We start from the raw sequence: 18,632 nt of genomic DNA, 5'->3' as shown, positions 1-18,632 counted from the left end.
TGCCAGCATTTCGCTCCATGACCACAGCGCAACTCCAGCACGGCGGGTCGCGGGCCCCCGCGCGGCACGTGATGAGCAAGGTGCCAGAGGTGACGGCCTATTTCTGGATCATCAAGGTCCTGACCACCGGGATGGGGGAGACCACCTCCGACTTCCTGGCCCACCTGATGAACCCGATGATCGCGGTCGCGATCGGCGGGGCCGGCCTGGTGGCCGCGCTGGCGTTGCAGTTCGCCGTCCGCCGCTACATCGCCTGGGTCTACTGGACGGCCGTGGTGATGGTCAGCGTCTTCGGCACGATGGCCGCCGACACCCTGCACGTCGGGCTGGGCATCCCGTACGCGGTCTCCGCCCCCTTCTTCCTGGTCGCCCTGGCCGTGGTCCTCGGTGCCTGGTACGCGAGCGAGAAGACCCTCTCGATCCACAGCATCCACACCCGCCGGCGCGAGTTCTTCTACTGGGCGACGGTGCTGACCACCTTCGCGCTCGGCACCGCGACCGGTGACCTGACCGCGACCACCCTGAACCTCGGCTACCTCGGCTCGGGCGTGCTGTTCGCCGTGGTGATCGCGCTGCCGGCGATCGCCCACCGGTTCGGGCTCAACGCGGTCCTCGCCTTCTGGTTCGCCTACATCGTCACCCGCCCGCTGGGCGCCTCCTTCGCCGACTGGATGGCGGTGGCGACCAGCCGCGGCGGTCTCGACCTCGGGCTCGGCCCGACCACCCTCAGCTGGACGGTGGCGATCCTCGGCTTCGTCGGCTACCTGGCGGTCAGTCGCAAGGACGCCGGGAACCCGGGCTAGCCGCCCCGCCCCGCCCCACCCGACCGGGACCCGATCGCGCGTTGACGCCGCGGCCGGGTCCCGGTCGCGTTCCGTCCGCCAGGCGGTGGCCCGCATCAGGGACTCGTCAAGACGCGCCGGATGGGCGTTACGGGGGCGTCAAGGACGACCGGGGGTGACACTCGACTAGGATCCAATGGATCCAAGGGCAAGCGCCTTCGAACCTTTCGAAACATTCTGCTTGCCGGATCCCTGTCAAGGAATTGCAGGGGCCTATCGAGCAGAGAGAAGCGAAGGATCATGTCGGACGTCGCCCGGGTCATCGTCGGAGTCAGCGGCTCGCTGAACAGCCTGACCGCCCTGCACCGTGCGGTGGACGAGGCCCGGGCCCGCCGGGCGGTGCTCGTCCCGGTGCTGGCCTGGACGCCGGTCGGCGGCGAGGCCAACTACCGCGTCCACCCCTGCCCGCACCTGCTGCGGGCCTGGGAACAGGCCGCCGTCGAGCGGCTGGAGCGGGCGTTCGACGACGCGTTCGGTGGCTTCCCCACCGGGGTCGAGCTCGACCCGCTGGTGATCCGTGGCGAGACCGGGCCGGCGCTGGTCCAGTTCGCCGACCGGCCGGACGACCTGCTGGTCGTCAGCACCGGTCGCCAGGGCGGTCTGCGTCGGCTGCTGCACGGCTCGGTGAGCCGCTACTGCCTCGCCCACGCGACCTGCCCGGTCGTCGCCGTTCCGCCGTCCGCCCTGCTGCGTGACCGGCGGCGCGGCGACCGCACCATCAGCGTCCGGGAGTTGACGCACGCCGCCTGAGCGGATCCGACCGCTGCCGACCGCCGCGGATCACCACCGATCAGGTTTGACGCGGCCATCGCAAGAGGTGCGTTAAGGGCGCCCACTACCGCTTGCGCCCGGTGCGACGGCTGCGTAGACCGGTGGTCAGGAGGTGTGTCATGCGCCAGAACCTCACCAGCGGCCGGACCGCACTGGTGTCCTCACTGCTGCTCCCGCCCGCGGTCTGCGCGGTGCTGCTGCCCGCCCGCGGCAGCTTGGCCAACACGGACGTCGCGTTGGGCCTGGTGGTGGTCATCGTCGCCGTGGCCTCCCTCGGTCACCGCGTCCCCGGGGCGCTGACGGCGGTGTCCGCCGCCGTCTGGTTCGACTTCTTCTTCACCCGACCGTACGCGACCTTCGACATCAGCAAGTCCGCCGACCTCACAACCGCCGTGCTGCTGCTCCTGGTCGGCCTGGCGGTCTCCCAACTCGCGACGCACGCCCGCCGGATGCGCGTGATCGCGATCACCGACGCCGGCTACCTGGCGCAGATCCACGACACGGCCGTGCTCTCCCGCTCCGCCAACTCCCCGCTGGCGGTGGCGGATCACGTCCGTGAGCAGCTGATCGAGGTGCTCCAGCTGCGCGGCTGCCGCTTCGAGTACGGCACGCTGATGGGCCACCCGCCGCGTCTGGAGCACGACGGATCCGTGCTCATCGGAGAGAACGTCTGGGACGTGGACCGGCTCGGCATGCCCGCCCAGGAGGTGGAGCTGCGGCTGGTGAGCAGTGACCGCTACTACGGCCGGTTCATGCTCGACCCGATCCCCGGTGCCCGCCCCTCCCGTCAGGCCCGGCTGGTCGCGGCCACCCTGGCCGACCAGGCCGGTGCCGCGCTGGACCCGATGTGGCGGGTCGACAAGGCGGCCTGACCGGCGCGCCCCGAGCCGGTGGCGGTGACGAGCGGGGCCCGGGCCGGCCCGGGCCCCGACGGCTCAGTGCGTGGCCGGGATGATCTTGCTCAGCCACTCGAAGGCCGTGGGCACCATCGGCTTCCAGGTGGAGACCAGGTGCGCACCGTTGTTCTCCACCGGGGTCACCGCGGTCGGTGCCTTCGCCGCCTGCTGGAGTGCCACGGCGTCCTCGTAGCCGTCGCCCTTCTTGCCGGTCACGTAGATCGCGACGTTCGGTGGGGTCGCGGCGTGGGTCAGGATGTAGAGGGGGTTCTGGGTCTGCCGCAGGGTGGGGTCCTTGGCGGTCAGCGAGTCGCTCTCGGCCGCCGGGTCGTTGTAGCCGGACATGCTGATCGCGGCGCGGTAGATGTTCGGGTGGGCCAGTGCGAGCTTGCTGGCGCAGTGCGCGCCCGCCGAGTAGCCGGCCACCGCCCAGTGGTCGGGAGAGGCGTCGGTGCGGAAGTTGTCCAGGACCATCTGCGGGACGTCCCGGCTCAGCCAGGTCTCCGCGTTCACCTTGCCCGGGACGTCCGAGCAGCCGGTGTCGGTGTTCCGGCCCAGCAGGGTGACCCGGGGCGAGACCAGGATGAACGGGGTCACCTGGCCCGAGGTCATCAGCGGCGCGAGCTGCTTGGAGACGTCCATGCTGCCGAACCAGGCGCTGGAGGAGCCCGGGAAGCCGGCGAGCAGCTCGACCACCGGGAAGGTCTTGTTCTGGTAGGCGGGGTCGTTGTACTGCGGCGGCGTCCACACCAGGACCTCGCCGTCGACCCCGGAGAGCCGGCCCTTGAGGTCGGTCTCCTGGACGTCCTTGGGTACCGCGCTGTCGTCCACGGGGTGGAAGGACTGGATCACCTTGGCCTGTCCGGCGTCGGCCTTGAGGCCCGCGTTGGGGTTGGTCGGGGGCGCGGGGACGGCCCGGACGTGGTTCCCGGTGCCCAGCAGGTCGCCCCAGTTGTCATAGAGCAGGTTCGCGTTGTTGACCATGACGAAGACCATGGTCACCGCGGTGACCTGGCAGAGCAGCACGGTGCCCAGGAAGCCGAGGGTCCGCAGCGGCCCGGTCCCCCCGCCGCGCCGGCGCCGGGTGCGGCGGGCGGCCCGGCCCATCCCGGCCGGGAGGCCCGGCTCCTCGCTCGCCCGGGAGCCGCCGGCCCGGACCCACTGGAGCATGGCCAGTCCTATGGAGGCCACGAACAGCACGATCGTGAGGACGAAGAAAGGGGTGCCTGTCAGCTGCATCGGGTTCTCGTATCCGGTCACCAGCCGCCCGGGTCCCGCTCGCCCGTGCGCGCATTACAAGATCATGGACGACGAGAACAGGTGTCCGGTTTCCCGATTGCTGGGATAAGCCTGAGAGCCGCGTCACATTTCCCCGGGTATTCGCTTGGAATCTGGGAGCCCGGTGGTTGTCGGAAGGGGGGCAGAGTTCGCGGCAGGGTGGAAAACGGGCGATTTCGCCGGGCGGGCACTCAGGGGACCAAAGCCTCTAAAGATGACAAATCGGACATGGCCTCAGGTGAGGGTCCTCACATGGTCCGAGGGGCTACGAGGGTCGATAGTTGATCGTCCGGGGCCGCCGCGGGTCATGACGACGGGTGTATCGGTATCCGGTCGGACGGGTCGCGCCGCCGTGCTCGACGGGCCGCGATGCGCGCAGGTCGGGGGCGGTCCGCGGTGGATCCGAAAGTTTTTAGACGAACAGGTTTGGGGTGGGGAGAGCCGGGTACCCGAGGCCGCCGGGGCGGTGCCCGAGGGCGGCCGTCCTACGGCGTGGCGTCGTAGCAAGGGGCCTTGGCCGGGCACCCAGGCGCCGCTAAGAATTGGCCCAGTCAACGTGCTGGAGCGCTTCCCCGCTCCGGCACATCTTCGTCAGGTCCCCCTTCCTGGGTGCCCGGCGCCCCGCCCCGACCATGCGGACCCCGAGCGGTTCGCGGTCTTCCCCCAGGGCGGCGGCGCAGCCAGTTGATTGAGGTCTTGCTTCATGTTCTCCAAGCGCGTTCGCACGTCTGCCGCCCTGTTGGCCTCTGCCGCGGGCATCGTCGCCCTCGGCACCGCCGTTGCCCCGTCCGCCGCCAGCGCCGCCACCCCGCAGCAGATCGCCGCGCAGATCGTGCCGGCTAACCAGCTCGCCTCCTTCAGCCAGATCGTGTTCCACGAGAGCAGCTGGAACGTCACCGCCGTCAACGCCTCCTCGGGTGCCTACGGCCTGGTGCAGGCGCTGCCGGGCTCGAAGATGGCCTCCGCCGGTGCCGACTGGCGCACCAACGCGGCCACCCAGATCAAGTGGGGCCTCAACTACATGAACACCCGCTACGGCAGCCCGAACGCTGCGTGGGCCTTCTGGCAGGTCCACCACTGGTACTGAGCCGGTGATAGCGAGCCGGCCCTGATTCCCGGCCGGTAGCCCTCTCGTCCAGGCCATCACCACGGCGCCCCGAGCGTCGCGGTGATGGCCTGGACGCGTTTCCGGTGGCCTGCTCGGGTGGCGTTGCTCCGCCAGGACGAATCGGGTCGTAGTGCATAGGCTGTCCCCGACGGTGGCGGTCACTGTGGTGGGAGCACCGGCGTGCTGCGTGGCACTCCCTCCCGGGTGGTCCGGATCCACCGTGCGCTCGACGTCCGTGTCACGGAGCCGCCCGCTGACTCCGGAGCGCAACCCGAGGAGAATCCGAGGACCCGGCCATGAGAAGTCGACCGCTGACCTCCAGGTCCGCCGCACTGTCCGCGCTGTCGATCGCCGGCGGTCTGCTCGCGACCTTCCTGACCGCGGGTGTCGGTACGGCCGCCGCCGCCACGCCCGGTACGGGCACCGCCGCCCAGGCGTCCCCATCGAGTGCGCGGCTGCCCGGTACCGGTGGGCTGTGCGGGGAGCTGACCACGGCCGGCGGCTACCAGGCCGCCATCCGCGTCCCGCACGGGTACGTGACCTGCGACACCGCGCTGCGCGTCTACCGCCAGTACTACAAGGACCTCAGGGCCGGTCGGGCCCCGGGCAACGGTGGCGGCGGGCCGGTGCACGTGGGGCGCTGGGTCTGCCAGTCCCCGCCGTACACCGAGCGGTACCTGCCGGCGACCTGCGTGCGCGGGCGCACGGTGGTGACGGCGCACATCATCGGCCTGTCCCGCTGAGTGCGTCCGGCTGATCGGATCGGGCTCCCGCCGGCCCCTGGCCGGCGGGGGCGCCCGCGCCCAGGGTGACGCCATGGCGCGATTCGACGGTTACCGCGTGCTGATCACCGGGGCGGGACTGGGACAGGGGCGGCCACGGCACGGCGCCTCGCGACGGAGGGCGGCCGGGTGCTGGTCACCGACCGGGATCCGGCCCGCGCGGAGCGGGTGGCCGCCGCCGGTGGCCGGGGCGCCGTCGTCAACATCGGCTCGGTGAACGGCGAACGCCACTTCGGCCTGCACGCCTACAGTGCCGCCAAGGCCGGACTCGCCTCGCTCACCCTGACGTTGGCCGTCGAGTGCGCGCCGCGCGGGGGCCGGGTCAACCTGGTCACGCCCGGCACGGTCGACACCGAGGGCTGGGCGGATCGCCGCCGGGTGCTCGAACTCGCCGCCGAGGAGTACCCGTTGGGGCGGGTCGGCGAGCCGGCGGACATCGCCGCGGCGGTCGCCTTCCTGGCTTTTCCGCGGACGCCGCCCGGATCGCCGGGGTGACGCTGCCGGTCGACGGCGGCCTGCTGGTGGGCAACCTGCGACTGAACCGCGCGATGGCGCGCGGACGCCGGACCGAATAGCGGCGGCGGTCCGAGCCGTTTCACCAACAGCACCGCGTCCACCGCCCGGTGGGCGCGGTGAGTCTTGTGCGCCCGCTCGGCACAGTGCAATATGCCATTGCACTGTTACTCCGGCGTTCTCGCGTTCCGCGTTCCGCCGCGGTGTCGTCCGGTGTGCCCTGGCCGCAGCCTGCGTCCGCCAGGAACTCCCCTTTCCCTGAAGGACTGTGACGTATGGTCAGATTTCCCTCCGGCTTACTCCGGCGCGGCAGGCGAACCGTGTTCACCGGCCTGGTCGTCGCGCTGGCCGCCGCCGGGCTCAGCAGCCCGCTCTCGGCGGTGGCGGACCCTCACCCCGCCGCCGACGGCTGGGTGAGGACCACGGACAGCGGCTGGGTGCAGGTCAAGCCGGGTACCCCCAGAACGGCCGCCGCCACGCCCAGGGCGGTGGCCGCCGCGGCGCCGATCCGGGCGGGTGACCGGATCGGGCCGAAGGTCGCCGACGGCGCCGACCCGGGCACCGGCGATCCCGACAGCGGCTACGTCTCGAACCAGTACGACCTCCAGGTCACCTACAAGGGCGGGCAGGACTCGGCCGGCGTGGTGATCGGCCCGCCCAAGGTCTACCTGGTGGTCTGGGGCTCCCAGTGGGGCACCCCGTCCACCAACTCCAGCGGCGACGTGGTGCTTTCGCACGACGCCGACCAGGCGGTGCCCTACCAGCAGGACTTCTTCAAGGGCCTGGGCAGCGCCGGCGACGGTTGGAGTGCGGTGCTGACCCAGTACTGCGAGGGGATCCCGGCCGGTAGCGTGCAGTGCCCGGCGAGCGCCGCGCACGTCCCGTACCCGGTGGCCGGCAGCGTGCTCGCGGGTGTCTGGGTGGACAACGGCGCGCCCGCCCCGCAGTCGGCGAACGAACCCCAGCTCGGCGCCGAAGCGGCCGCCGCCGCCCAGCACTTCGGCAACACCACCGAGGCGCAGAACCGCAACGTCCAGTACGTGATCGACTCGCCGCAGGGCACCGACCCGGACACCTGGAAGGAGCTCGGCTACTGCGCCTGGCACGACTTCGAGCGCTCCTCCTACGGCCAGCTCGCCTACACCAACATGCCCTACCTGACCGACAATCCGGGCTGCGGCACCAACTGGTTCGGGGAGAACACCGCCCGCGGGCGACTGGACGGCTACGGCATCATCGGCGGCCACGAGTACGCCGAGACGGTCACCGACCCCGACACCCCGGGTGGTTGGACCGACGGCACCGGCCAGGAGATCGCCGACAAGTGCGCCTGGATTCCGCGGGGTTCGAACGGCGGGCTGTTCTTCGAGAACCTCTCCACCGGCTCGTTCCCGTTGCAGACCCTGTGGTCGAACGCCGACCACCTCTGCATGGCCTCCGACCCGGTCCAACAGAACCAGCCACTCGTCCTGAGCACCATGTGCGACCGGACCGACCCGCCGAACTCGCCGGTCTCGATCCCGGCGGTCGCGGTGGACAGCGCCGGCTCGGCGGTCTCCTACCGTGCCACCGGCCTGCCGCCGGGGCTGGGCATCGACCCGGCGAGCGGCGTGATATCCGGTTCGGCCGCCGCCACCGGGGGCTACCGGCGGGTGACCGTCACGGCCAGCGACCCGGCCGGCCACAGCACGAGCACCGGCTTCTGGGAGAACGTCTCCGCCGGCGGGCCGGCCGGCTGCGGCGGCATCGAGCAACTCATCGACACCGGCTTCGAGAACGGCTCGGCCGACGTCGACCACACCGGGATGACCGACGCCTGGAACCCGTCCAGCTACAACCTGATCACCCCGTCCAGCCTGCACGCGGCGCACAGCGGCAGCTGGTACGCCTGGCTCGGTCAGCACACCGGCCAGGACGACTCGATCACCCAGTACCTGGACACCTATCCCGGCTACCACCAGGCGACCTTCTCGTTCTGGCTGGACGTCGACTCGACCAACGGCTCGGCGAGTTCGCCCGACACGCTCTCCCTGGTGGTGCTCGACCAGTACACCAGGCAGCCGCTCGGCACGGCCGCGACCTGGACCAGCCAGACCCGGACCAACGGTTACCAGTTGCAGACGGTCGATCTGACCCCGTACCTGAACCAGGTCGGGTTCGGCACCACCATCGGCCTGGAACTCGTCGCGCACGAGACCGGGAGCACGCCCTCGACGGCGTTCCTGGTGGACGACACCTCGGCCCGCGAGTACTGAGCGAGTTCCGCGCGAGCACCGGGTGAGCGCCGCTGCGGGGCGGGCCAACGGGCCTGCCCCGCAGCGGCGTCGGGTGGCTACTGCGCGGTGTTGCGGCGGCGGCCGAGCAGCACGCCGGCGGCGGTGCCGAGGACGCCGATCACGATCCCGGCGATGCCGAGCGCGCGGGCGGTGTCGTCGCTGCTGCTCTTGGCGGGTGCGGCGGCGCTGTTGGCCGTGGCGGTGCTGGGGTCGGTGAGGGTGAGGACGGGGGCCGGGTGCTCGGGCTCGGGCTGGCCGGGCTTGGTCTGGTCGATCCAGCGGACCACGTTGCCGTTGCTGTAGGTCTGCAGGGCCTTGAAGACCACCTGGTTGGTGCCGTCCGGCAGGGCGCCGAAGTCGACCGTGAAGTCCTGGTAGTGGCCGGGGGTGATCTGGCCGCCGGTCCAGACGATCTGCGAGACGGCGTCGGTGATGTCGCCGTCGTCGGTGTGGATCGGGGTGGCCAGCTTGACGGTCTGGATCTGGTCGGTCCAGCCGGGCACGGCCGCCGCCAGTACGGACGGGATCGGGGTGTCGGTGGGGAAGTCGATCTCGACCTTCACGGTGCTGGCGGTGTCGTCCTCGTTGGGGACCCGGAAGGCGAAGGTCTGGTCGGTGGCGTCCTTGGAGACGCTGGACGGCTGCACGGTGACGTGCGCGGAGGCGGGGCCGGCGACCAGCAGCACGGTGGCGGCGGCCAGGGCGGACGCGGCGGCGAGGCGGCGCGCGGAGGGCTTGCTCATGGTGGGGGTGTGCTCCGTAACAGGAGAGAAGTGATCAGGACAGCACCGGGCCGCCGCCGGGAGCAGAGCACCGAGGCCCGCTCGCGCCGGTCAGACGGCCGGCGCCACCGGCGGACCCCGCCTGATCACGTGGTGCCGCAGCAGCCGCCGCCCGGGGGTGGTCGGGCGTCCGTCCCGTCGGGCCGGCCGGGGACCGGGCGTGCCGAGTCCGCCGGCGGTGTGCGTCGGCGGGGCGGCGAAGAGCGTGCGCAGGGTGGCGAGCAGGACGCCGCAGGCGTGTGCGGTGGCCGCCCGTGCCTTGGCGGTGAGCCTGACCAGGCGCCAGAGCGCCACCTCCCCGCGGCGCAGCCACCAGCCCGCCGCGACGGTCGCGGCGAGGTGGCCGGCCAGCATCGCGGGGCTCAGCCCGAGGAGGGCCGCGTGGAACCAGAGCGCGTGGAACCAGAGCGCGGCGTGCGGTCCGGCCGTCCCGAGCGGGTGGGCGCCGAGCCCGGACCGCACGCCCGGCCGGGGCGCGGATCCGCTGCCGGCCATCCCCGGCATACCGCTCATGCCGCTCATGCCGGGCATGCCGCTCATGCTGCCCAGGTCCGCCGTGCCGGGTGCGTCCCGGCTCCCGGGGGCCGACTGCGTGGCCTGGAACAGCAGGTGCAGGCCCAACTGCCCGGCGGCGAGCCCACCGGTGATCGCCGGCAGGGAACGCTCCCGCCGCGCGGCCACCACGGCCCCGGCGCAGGTGGCGAGCCACCCCGTCAGCACCGCGTCCCACGGCACCGCGCGGCCCGAGGCCATCGTGTGCCCCGCCACGGCCAGCACGACGCAGACCGTCGCGAACGGCAGGGCGCGCAGCAGCCGCAGATCGGCGGCGGCGGCGCGGACCGGACCGAGGGCGGTCTCCGTGGTGGTAGACATGGCGGGAGACATCATGGCATCCCACTCCGGGGCGTGGCAGCGCGGCCACCGGACTGGCCGGAACCGGAGGGCCGCGGTCAGCGACCCAGCACCGCCATCGCCGCGTTGTGCCCGGGGATGCCGCTGACCCCGCCGCCGCGGGCCGCGCCCGCACCGCACAGCAGGACCGCGGGGTGCCGGGTGGCCACACCCCAGCGGTCCGCCGCGCTGTCCGCCGGGGCGTCCGCGTCCCGGTAGGGGAAGTCCAGCTCGCCGTGGAAGATGTTGCCGCCGGGCAGCCCGAGTTCGCGCTCCAGGTCCAGTGGCGTGCGCACCTCCAGACACGGCCGCCCCTCCCGGTCCACGGCCAGGCAGTCCGCCAGCGGCTCGGCCAGTTGCTCGTCCAGCGCCGCCGTCACCGCCCGCAGCGCGGCCTCCCGGGTGCCGTCCGGATCGGCGGTGAAGAGCCGGGCGGGCAGTTGCAGCCCGAACAGGGTGAGGGTCTGGTAGCCCCGCGCGACGAGTTCCGGTGCCAGGATCGACGGATCGGTGAGCGAGTGGCAGTAGAGTTCCGCCGGTGCCGGGTCCGGCAACCCACCCGCCAGAGCCGTTCCATGGGCCTTCTTCAACTCGTCGTAGGACTCGGCGACATGGAAGGTCCCGGCGAACGCCTCGCGCGGATCGACCCTGGCGTCGCGCAGCCGGGGCAGCCGTCGCAGCAGCATGTTGACCTTCAACTGGGCTCCCTCCGGGCCGGGTTCGGGAACCGGGTCGCCAAGCAGCCGGGCCAGCACGGTGGGTGCCGCGTTGCACAGCACCCGTCCGGCCCCCACCCGCAGTTCGCGATCCCCCGAGCGGAACGCCACCTCCGCACCGGCGCCGACGGCGGCCACCGCGGTGACCTCGCAGCCGGTGCGCAGCTCCGCCCCGGCGGCCCGGGCCGCCTCGACCAGCGCGCCGGTGAGCGCGCCCATGCCGCCCACCGGTACGTCCCAGTCGCCGGTCCCGTTGCCGATCACGTGGTAGAGGAAGCAGCGGTTCTGCCGCAGCGAGGGGTCGTGCGGGTGGCTGAAGGTGCCGATCAGCGCGTCGGTCAACACCACGCCGCGGACCAGGTCGTCCGTGAAGGCGCGCTCCACGGCCTCCCCGAGCGGCCGCTCGAAGAGCGCCTCCCAGGCCGCCGGATCGTCGACCCGCCGGCGCAGCTCGGCCCGGTCGGGCAGCGGTTCGGTGAGTGTGGGGAAGATCCGCTCGGCCACTCGCCGGGTCATCCCGTAGAACTCCTGCCAGGCGGCGAACTCCCGCTCGGAGCCGGTCAGTTCGCGGAACGCGGCGGCGGTCCTGGCGGCGTCACCGGAGTCCACCAGCAGCCCGGTCGGCCGGCCCGCCCGCTCGACCGGGGTGTAGGAGGAGATCCGCCGGCGCCGCGCGGTGTAGCGCAGCCCCAGCTCCTCGACGATCTTCCGGGGCAGCAGGCTCACCAGGTAGGAGTAGCGCGACAGCCGCGCCGGCAGGCCCGGGAAGGCCTCGGTGGACACCGTCGCGCCGCCGATCCGGTCCAGCCGTTCCAGCACCAGCACGCTCCGGCCGGCCCGGGCCAGGTAGGCGGCGGCGACCAGCCCGTTGTGCCCGCCGCCCACGATCACGGCGTCGTAGCGGGACCGGGCGGGCACAGTGCGTGGGTCGGACACGGAACCGGGTGGCATACCGCTGTCCTACCAGTCCCGCGCGCCGCCTGGCCAGCCCCGTGCCGCTGGATTCGTCTGCGGCCGGATGAGGGTGCACAGTGGAGAAATGAGCCCTGTGCGGCGCCTGTCCGGCGACGGGCAGCTGTGGCGATCGAGCTGTGCGCTGGTGGCGATACCACTCGTGCTCATTGTGGTGATCACCGCCGGCGACGTCTTCTCCCCGGTCGACGTGCATCTGGGCCCGCTGCTGGTCATCGCGCCCGCGATCACCGCCTCCTTCGCCGGCCCCCGGCTCACCGGGGTGATCGGCTTCCTCGCCGTGCTGGGCCAGGCCTTCGTCGGCTTCCACTACGGCATGCTGGTCTCGCGGACCGTGGTGGTGCAGCTCATCGCGCTCGCGGTGCTCTCGGCCCTGATCGTCTTCTTCTGCGCGGTCCGTGAACGGCACAAACGCCAGCTGGCGCAGGTGCGGTCGGTCGCCGAGGCCGCGCAGCACGTGCTGCTGTGGCCGTTGCCGGACCGGATCGGGCCGCTCTGGATCGCCTGCCTGTACATCGCGGCCGAGGACGAGGCCCAGATCGGCGGTGACCTGTACGCGGCCACCCGCACCGACCGGGGCGCCCTGGTGCTGATCGGCGACGTCCGGGGCAAGGGCCTGGCGGCCATCGGCGAGGCCGCGCTGGTGCTCGGCGCCTTCCGCGAGGCCGCCCACCAGCAGGCCACGCTGCCCGCGCTGGCCGCCTCGCTGGACAGCAGCGTCCGGCGCTACACGGCGGAGTCCGTCGACGCGGAGGGTGACGCCGACGAGCGCTTCGTCACCGCCCTGCTGGTCAGGATCCCGGACGAGGGCGGCGTGACCCAGCTGACCAGCTGCGGGCATCTCCCGCCGCTGCTGCTCAGCCCGGGCCACGTGGTGACCGTGCCGAGCATCCACCCCGCGCCGCCGCTAGGCGTGGGCGAGATGGGGGCGGCGGGCTACACCCTCGACATGTTCTCCTTCGAGGTCGGTGACACCCTGCTGCTCTTCACCGACGGCGTGGTCGAGGCCCGGGACCGCAACGGTGAGTTCTACCCCTTCGCGGAGCGCGCAGCCCAGTGGTCCGAGTGCCCGCCCGAGACGCTGCTGCACCACGTCCGGCGCGACCTGCTGGCGCACGCCGGCGGACGCCTCGGCGACGACGCCGCCCTGATCGCCATCCACCGCCCGGCCGAGGCCCACCCCGGGCACCACCTCGGCAGGATCCACCACTCGGGGGCCGGGGAGCGCCGCTGAGCCGCGCGTGGTCAGGCCCGGCCGTGCGCCCGCTGCGAGCGGCGCGACAGGGAGTCGAGGATCACCGCGGCCAGCAGCACGCCTCCGGTGACCATGGACTGTACGGCCGGCTGGATGCCCAGCAGCACCATGCCCGAGGCGATCGACTGGATGACCAGGATGCCGAGCAGCGCGGACCAGGTCGTGCCGCGCCCGCCGAACAGGCTCACCCCGCCGATGACGGCCGCGGCGATGGCGTTGATCAGCAGGTTGGTGGAGCCCGAGGTCTGGCCCACCGAGGCGACCCGGGAGGCGAGGAACAGCCCGCCGATCGAGGCCAGTGTCGCGGAGGCCGCGAACACCGAGATCCGCACCCGGACCACCTTGGCACCGGAGCGGCGGGCCGCCTCGACGCCACCGCCGATGGCGACGACCTTCCGCCCGTAGCGGGTGCGCCGCAGCACGAAGTCGAGCCCGACCACGAAGGCCAGCATGATCAGCAGGGCGAGCGGCAGGCCCTCGAAGCGGTTCAGCACGTAGGCGGCGACGAACGCGATCACCGCGACGCCGGTGGTGCGCACGACGATCTCGCCGAGCGGCCGGGCCGGCACTTCGGCGGCCCGGCGCCGCCGTCCGTCGTGGTAGGAGGCGAGGAAGAACGCCACCGTGCCGAGCGCGGCCAGCCCGTACCCGACGGCCGGCACGGTGAAGTAGCGGTCGGTCAGCGCCGGGACCAGGCCCTGGTCGTGCAGGTTGATGGTGCCGCTCGCGCCGAGGACGTTGAGCATCAGGCCGTTCCAGATCAGCAGCCCGGCCAGCGTGACGACGAACGCCGGAACGCCGATCCGGGCGAAGAGGAACCCCTGGGCCAGCCCGATCGCGGCCCCGACCAGCAGCGCGGCGACGATCGCCAGCCACTCCGGCAGGCCCTGGTTCACGTTCAGCACGGCGAAGACGGCCGCCGCGAGCCCGCTGACCGCCCCCAGCGACAGGTCCACCTCGCCGATCAGCAGGACGAAGACCAGGCCGACCGCGATCAGGCCCGGGCCGACGATGTCCACGCCGAGGTTGGACAGGTTGCGTGGCGAGAGGAACTGGCTGTCCAGCGACTGGAAGACGACCCAGATCACCACCAGGCCCAGGGCGGCCGGCAACGAGCCGAGCTCGCCGCCGCGCAGCCTGCGCGCCACGTCGCCGAGCTGGGCCCGGCCGCCCGGCGGCCGCCCGGCCGGGCGCCGGTCGGCGGCGGCCCCGGCGCGGGCGGCGTCGCGGGGCGCGGTGGAGGAGGGGCTCCTGGACGCTCCGGTGCTCTTCACAGGGTCGCCTCCCAGGGCCGGGTCTTGCGGTGCGTCACGGCGTTGTCCGTGGCACCCGTGATGGAGGAGACGATCTGCTCCTGCGAGGTGGTCGGCACGTCGAAGAAGCCGTTGTTGCGGCCCAGCCGCAGCACCGCGACCTTGTCCGCGATCGCCTTGACGTCACCCAGGTCGTGGCTGATCAGCAGCACGCCCCGGCCGTGGTCCCGCAGCCGGTCGATCAGGTCGAGCAGGTGCGCGGTCTGCGAGACGCCCAGGGCCGCGGTGGGCTCGTCGAGGATGAGCAGTTCGGGCTCGCTGAGCAGTGCCCGGGAGATCGCCACCGTCTGCCGCTGGCCCGCGGAGAGCGAGGCGACCGGGACCCGCACGCTGGGCAGATGGGCGGAGAGGCTGTCCAGCAGGTCCATCCTCCGGGCCCGGCGCTCCATCGCCACCTCGTCGAGCACGCCGGCCACGCAGATCTCGTGGCCGAGGAAGATGTTGCCGACCACGTCGAGGCTCTCGCACAGCGCGAGGTCCTGGTAGACGCTGGCGATGCCCAGGGTCTGGGCGTCGTGCGGGCTGTTGATCCGGACCGGCCGGCCGTTCCACTCGATGACGCCCTCGTCCGCCGGGTCGACCCCGGTGATCACCTTGACCAGGGTGGACTTGCCGGCGCCGTTGTCCCCGACCAGGGCCACCACCTCGCCGGCCTGGATGTCCAGCTCGACGTCCAGCAGCGCCTGGACGGCACCGTATCTCTTGCAGATGCCGCGCAGTGACAGCACGGGGGTGGGTGCCACCTGAACCAACTCCTGCCTAAGCGGTGGTGAGTCCGGCTCTCTGGCAGTCGGGCGCGAGTTTCGGTGTGCAGATCTGGTCGATCGTGTAGGGACCGTTGTCGACGACGGCACTGCGGATGGTGCCGAGGGTGACCGGGACCGGGGTGCCCAGGACGGCCGGGATGTCGTTGCGGGTGTCGTTGGCGACCGTGGTCGTGGCGATGCCGCTCAGGCTCTGCCCACGGCCCAGCGCGACGGCCATCTCCGCGGCGGCGTTGGCCTCCGAGGCGAAGGACTTGTAGACGGTGACGTACTGCTCGCCCCTGACGATCCGCTGCACCGCCGCCAGGTCGGCGTCCTGCCCGGTGACCGGGGGCAGCGGTTTGATGTTGGCTGCCTTCAGGGCGGCGAGGACGCCGGTGGCCAGGCCGTCGTTGGCCGAGTAGACGCCGTCGATCCGGTTCGCGCCCAGTTGGGCGATCGCGGCGGACATGTTGCTGAAGGCGTTCTCCGGGATCCACCCCGCGGTGTAGTACGACCGGCCGATCTTCACCTTGCCCTTCAGGACGGAGAGCGCCCCCTTCTGCAGGGCCGAGGTGTTCGGGTCGGTGGGGTCGCCGTTCATCATGACGATCTGCGACTCGGGCGCCTTCGGTCCCATCGCCGTGACCAGCGCCTCGGCCTGGAGCCGGCCGATCTGCTCGGAGTCGAAGCTGGAGTAGGCGGAGACCGGGCCGTCGGCGAGCCGGTCGTAGGAGATCACCGGGACGTGCGCCTTGTACGCCGCGACGATGGAGGAGCGCATCGCCTTGTGGTCGACCGGGTCGATGATCAGCGCCCGGACCCCGTTCGCGATCATGGAATCCACCTGCTGCTGCTGGGTGGCCACGTCCGCCGAGGCGTTGGCGTAGCGGACCGTGCAGCCGTCGCACAGCTGCTTGACCCTCTGCTCGATCAGGGGTCGGTCGGCGGTTCCCCAGCGAGCCGTGTGGGTGTCCGGGAGCAGCAGGCCGACGGTGAAACCGCCCCGCCCCGGGGCACCGCCGCCCGAACCGGCCGTGTCCACCGTCGCCCCGCAGGCCGCGAGACCCGCGGCCAGCGACAGGACGGTCGCGGCGACGGCGCTGCGACCCAGGTAGCTCTTCATCCGAGGGGCCTTCTAGCCACTGGAACCAGCCGACGAAAAGACGGCTTACCCAGCCGATGGTAGTCGCCCTGAGTGAACGACGGGCTCGCGCGCCGGCAGCACGATCTCGCTCCACACCTGCTTGCCGCCGCTGAGCGGAACCGAACCCCAGGCCGCCGACATCGCCTCCACCAGCAGCAGCCCCCGGCCACCGGTCGCCTCCCAGTCGACGCTGGCCGGCTTGACCGGGGCCCGCGGCTCGGAGTCGCTGACCGCGATCCGCAGCCGCTCGCCGGCGAGGGTGAGGTCGAGCCGCACCTCGCCCTGGGTGTGTCCCATGGCGTTGGTGACCAGCTCGGAGACGACCAGCAGGATGGTGTCGGTCTCCGCCGTCACGCCCCAGGAGCGCATGGTGCGGGCGGTGAAGCGGCGCGCGTGCATCACGGCGTCCGGCAGCCGCCAGGCGGCCCAGCCCGCCCGCAGCGGCCGTGCCGTCGTCCCGTCGAAGCGCAACAGCAGCAGCGCCACGTCGTCCTCGCGCTGCTCGGCGGCGCCGACCAGCTCGTCGGCCATCCGCTCCGCGTCGGACGGGTCGGCGGCGGCGAGCAGCTCGCCCACCCGTCGCAGGCCGTCCTCCAGGCGCAGGCTCGACGACTCCACCAGGCCGTCCGTGAGCAGCACCAGGACCGTGCCGGGAGCCAGGCCCACCATGGTCATCGGGAAGTCGGTGTCCGCGAAGACACCCAGCGGGGGACCGCCCTCGACCGCGACCTCCGTGGCGCCGCCGTCCGGGGCGCGCAGCAGCGGCGGCAGGTGGCCGGCCCGGACGAACCAGGCGTCGCCCTCCTCGAGGTCCAGCGTGACGTAGCAGCAGGTGGCGAAGGTGTCGGTGGCCATCCCCACGAGGAGGCGGTTGGCGTGCGAGACCACCACGTCGGGCGGGTGGCCCTCCACGGCGTAGGCGCGGATGGCGGTCCGGATCTGACCCATGATCGTCGCGGCCTCGGCGCTGTGTCCCTGCACGTCCCCGACGACCAGGGCGACGTACCGGTCCGAGAGCGGGATCAGGTCGTACCAGTCACCGCCCACGTCGAGGCCCGTCGTCGCGGGCAGGTAGCGCGCGACGGCCGCGCAGCCGGGAACGGTCGGAAGCTTGCGGGGCAGCATGCCGCGTTGCAGCGTGTCGGCGAGTTCGCGCTCGGCCTCGAGAGACCGGACCCGGGCCAGCGCCTGCCCGGCCAGGCCGGCGGCCGCGGCCAGCAGGGAGCGTTGTCCGGGGCCGAACTCCCGCGGCTCGTACCAGCCGAGCAGGCAGCCGCCGACCAGCTGGCCGTCGGCCGGGAGCGGCAGGACGGCGAGGCCGCCCGGGCCGACGCCGGTCAGGCCGGGGTCGCGTTCGCCGTCGGCGGTCCACAGGCTGAGGCCGCCCTGGCGCAGCGCGGCCTCCAGAACGGGCGGCTCCGGCGCTCCGGGCCAGTCGGCGCCCCAGCCGAAACGCCAGGCCTCAGGCCGCTCGGCGTGGTACTCGAAGACGGCCACCCGGTCGGCCCCCAGCGGCTCCCGCAGCGCGGTCGCCACCTCCCGGCCGACGTCCCGGACGGTCCGCGCACTCGCCAGCGCGGCGGTCAGCCGCTGGACGCAGGAGACCTCGTCGCGCAGGGGGCGCAGCGGACCGGCCTCGGCGAGCACGGCCAGCACCCGCTCCGGCCGCCGGCCGCCGTCGCCGCTCACCACCCGGTGCCGCAGGCGCAGCCAGCGCACCTCACCGGTGGGCCGGCGGATCCGGAGCTCCAGGTCCCGGTCCTCCCGGGGCACCCGGTCCGGCGCGAGGACGGCCATCAGCGCGGGCAGGTCCTCCGGTACGGTCACCGTGAGCAGGGCCTCCACCCGCCCGTCGAAGCCGTCCCGGGCGATGCCCAGCAGGTCCAGCGCCGGCCCGTCCGCGTCGATCCGCCCGGTGTCCAGGAGCAGGGTGAACGAGCCGACAGTCGTGGAGTCCAGCGCGGCGCCCGGCTCCGCGGCCCCGAGCCGCGCGGCGACCTGCCCGGCGTACAGCTCCAGCAGGGCGCGCCGGTCCGGGGTGAACTGCTCCCCGGCGCGCTCCACGATCACCAGGCAGCCCGGCCGCCCGGTGTTGATGGGCACCGCGCCCAGGGCGGCGTCGATCCCGTCCCCGGCGGCGGCCTCCGCCGGGGTCAACCACAGCGGCCGGCCGGAGCGGAAGGCAGCGGCGACCGGCGAGCGGCCGGCCAACGGGTAACTCGGTGCCAGGCTGTCCACCGCGCCGGCCCCGTCCCCGGCGGTCTCGGCCAACCGCAGCTCTCCGGCGTCCTCGTCCAGCACGTAGAGAGCAGCAAGCGCAACCCCGGTGAACACCAAAACCTGCTCC

The 18,632-nt window shown here is 72.7% G+C and carries 15 protein-coding genes and 1 pseudogene; 8 read left to right on the top strand and 8 right to left on the bottom strand.

Going from position 1 to position 18,632, the window contains the following annotated elements; genetic code table 11:
- Positions 1-17 precede the first annotated feature (17 nt).
- The 3 genes from ACIGXM_RS12245 to ACIGXM_RS12235 all read left to right on the top strand — a co-directional run bounded on the left by ACIGXM_RS12245 (position 18) and on the right by ACIGXM_RS12235 (position 2,485).
- Complete coding sequence (locus ACIGXM_RS12245) at positions 18-803, top strand: hypothetical protein (protein WP_396559719.1); 786 nt, start codon at positions 18-20, stop codon at positions 801-803.
- Positions 804-1,082: 279 nt separating this feature from the next.
- Complete coding sequence (locus ACIGXM_RS12240; RefSeq protein ID WP_396559717.1) at positions 1,083-1,592, top strand: universal stress protein; 510 nt, start codon at positions 1,083-1,085, stop codon at positions 1,590-1,592.
- Between the two features lie 140 nt (positions 1,593-1,732).
- Positions 1,733-2,485, top strand: coding sequence for a DUF4118 domain-containing protein (locus ACIGXM_RS12235; RefSeq protein WP_396559715.1), 753 nt, complete (start codon positions 1,733-1,735; stop codon positions 2,483-2,485).
- Between the two features lie 63 nt (positions 2,486-2,548).
- On the opposite strand, the gene ACIGXM_RS12230 is transcribed toward ACIGXM_RS12235, so the two are convergent.
- On the bottom strand, positions 2,549-3,748 hold the full coding sequence (locus ACIGXM_RS12230; RefSeq protein WP_396559713.1) for an alpha/beta hydrolase: 1,200 nt from the start codon (positions 3,746-3,748) through the stop codon (positions 2,549-2,551).
- Between the two features lie 742 nt (positions 3,749-4,490).
- On the opposite strand from ACIGXM_RS12230, the gene ACIGXM_RS12225 reads away from it, so the two are divergent.
- From ACIGXM_RS12225 to ACIGXM_RS12210, 4 genes and pseudogenes are all read left to right on the top strand, one after another.
- Positions 4,491-4,874: a transglycosylase SLT domain-containing protein gene (locus ACIGXM_RS12225; protein WP_396559711.1), complete on the top strand. Its 384-nt coding sequence runs from the start codon at positions 4,491-4,493 to the stop codon at positions 4,872-4,874.
- A 317-nt stretch (positions 4,875-5,191) separates the two neighbouring features.
- Positions 5,192-5,638 carry a hypothetical protein gene (locus tag ACIGXM_RS12220; RefSeq protein WP_396559709.1) on the top strand — a complete coding sequence of 149 codons (447 nt, stop codon included), beginning with the start codon at positions 5,192-5,194 and terminating at the stop codon, positions 5,636-5,638.
- 73 nt (positions 5,639-5,711) lie between these two features.
- A pseudogene (locus tag ACIGXM_RS12215) lies at positions 5,712-6,252 on the top strand (SDR family oxidoreductase).
- 258 nt (positions 6,253-6,510) lie between these two features.
- Complete coding sequence (locus tag ACIGXM_RS12210; RefSeq protein WP_396559707.1) at positions 6,511-8,445, top strand: Ig domain-containing protein; 1,935 nt, start codon at positions 6,511-6,513, stop codon at positions 8,443-8,445.
- Positions 8,446-8,522: 77 nt separating this feature from the next.
- Here ACIGXM_RS12210 and ACIGXM_RS12205 read toward each other — a convergent pair whose 3' ends face one another.
- From ACIGXM_RS12205 to ACIGXM_RS12195, 3 genes are all read right to left on the bottom strand, one after another.
- A complete protein-coding gene (locus tag ACIGXM_RS12205; RefSeq protein ID WP_396559705.1) occupies positions 8,523-9,209 on the bottom strand; it encodes a YcnI family protein in 687 nt (228 codons plus the stop codon).
- Between the two features lie 90 nt (positions 9,210-9,299).
- Positions 9,300-10,121 (bottom strand): hypothetical protein, encoded by an 822-nt coding sequence (locus ACIGXM_RS12200; RefSeq protein ID WP_396559703.1) that lies wholly within the window; start codon positions 10,119-10,121, stop codon positions 9,300-9,302.
- A 77-nt stretch (positions 10,122-10,198) separates the two neighbouring features.
- A complete protein-coding gene (locus ACIGXM_RS12195) occupies positions 10,199-11,773 on the bottom strand; it encodes a phytoene desaturase family protein (protein WP_396559901.1) in 1,575 nt (524 codons plus the stop codon).
- Positions 11,774-11,894: 121 nt separating this feature from the next.
- Here ACIGXM_RS12195 and ACIGXM_RS12190 point away from each other — a divergent pair, with 121 nt between their 5' ends.
- Positions 11,895-13,061: a PP2C family protein-serine/threonine phosphatase gene (locus ACIGXM_RS12190; RefSeq protein WP_396559701.1), complete on the top strand. Its 1,167-nt coding sequence runs from the start codon at positions 11,895-11,897 to the stop codon at positions 13,059-13,061.
- 11 nt (positions 13,062-13,072) lie between these two features.
- Here the strand turns inward: ACIGXM_RS12190 and ACIGXM_RS12185 are convergent, their stop codons facing one another.
- Genes ACIGXM_RS12185 through ACIGXM_RS12170 form a run of 4 tightly spaced genes read right to left on the bottom strand, consistent with a single transcriptional unit; the run spans position 13,073 to position 18,619 of the window.
- Complete coding sequence (locus ACIGXM_RS12185) at positions 13,073-14,356, bottom strand: sugar ABC transporter permease (protein ID WP_396559699.1); 1,284 nt, start codon at positions 14,354-14,356, stop codon at positions 13,073-13,075.
- Positions 14,353-15,147 (bottom strand): ATP-binding cassette domain-containing protein, encoded by a 795-nt coding sequence (locus ACIGXM_RS12180; protein WP_396559697.1) that lies wholly within the window; start codon positions 15,145-15,147, stop codon positions 14,353-14,355. The genes ACIGXM_RS12185 and ACIGXM_RS12180 overlap by 4 nt, the downstream gene beginning before the upstream one ends.
- 7 nt (positions 15,148-15,154) lie before the next feature.
- Positions 15,155-16,264: a sugar ABC transporter substrate-binding protein gene (locus tag ACIGXM_RS12175; RefSeq protein WP_396559695.1), complete on the bottom strand. Its 1,110-nt coding sequence runs from the start codon at positions 16,262-16,264 to the stop codon at positions 15,155-15,157.
- 45 nt (positions 16,265-16,309) lie between these two features.
- Entirely contained in the window at positions 16,310-18,619 is a 2,310-nt protein-coding gene (locus ACIGXM_RS12170; RefSeq protein ID WP_396559693.1) for a SpoIIE family protein phosphatase, read from the bottom strand.
- Between the last annotated feature and the right edge of the window lie 13 nt (positions 18,620-18,632).

It is taken from the genome of Kitasatospora sp. NPDC052896, from assembly GCF_044547075.1.
Lineage (GTDB): Bacteria > Actinomycetota > Actinomycetes > Streptomycetales > Streptomycetaceae > Kitasatospora.
Note: the sequence above shows the minus strand (reverse complement) of the source record. Positions and strands in the feature narration are given on the sequence as shown.

What these genes read in the sequence shown, in the direction of transcription:
- ACIGXM_RS12245 (WP_396559719.1), top strand. Translation starts at nt 18, where the DNA reads ATGACCACAGCGCAACTCCAGCACGGCGGGTCGCGGGCCCCCGCGCGG.
- ACIGXM_RS12240 (WP_396559717.1), top strand. Translation starts at nt 1,083, where the DNA reads ATGTCGGACGTCGCCCGGGTCATCGTCGGAGTCAGCGGCTCGCTGAAC.
- ACIGXM_RS12235 (WP_396559715.1), top strand. Translation starts at nt 1,733, where the DNA reads ATGCGCCAGAACCTCACCAGCGGCCGGACCGCACTGGTGTCCTCACTG.
- ACIGXM_RS12230 (WP_396559713.1), bottom strand. Translation starts at nt 3,748, where the DNA reads ATGCAGCTGACAGGCACCCCTTTCTTCGTCCTCACGATCGTGCTGTTC.
- ACIGXM_RS12225 (WP_396559711.1), top strand. Translation starts at nt 4,491, where the DNA reads ATGTTCTCCAAGCGCGTTCGCACGTCTGCCGCCCTGTTGGCCTCTGCC.
- ACIGXM_RS12220 (WP_396559709.1), top strand. Translation starts at nt 5,192, where the DNA reads ATGAGAAGTCGACCGCTGACCTCCAGGTCCGCCGCACTGTCCGCGCTG.
- ACIGXM_RS12205 (WP_396559705.1), bottom strand. Translation starts at nt 9,209, where the DNA reads ATGAGCAAGCCCTCCGCGCGCCGCCTCGCCGCCGCGTCCGCCCTGGCC.
- ACIGXM_RS12200 (WP_396559703.1), bottom strand. Translation starts at nt 10,121, where the DNA reads ATGTCTACCACCACGGAGACCGCCCTCGGTCCGGTCCGCGCCGCCGCC.
- ACIGXM_RS12190 (WP_396559701.1), top strand. Translation starts at nt 11,895, where the DNA reads ATGAGCCCTGTGCGGCGCCTGTCCGGCGACGGGCAGCTGTGGCGATCG.
- ACIGXM_RS12175 (WP_396559695.1), bottom strand. Translation starts at nt 16,264, where the DNA reads ATGAAGAGCTACCTGGGTCGCAGCGCCGTCGCCGCGACCGTCCTGTCG.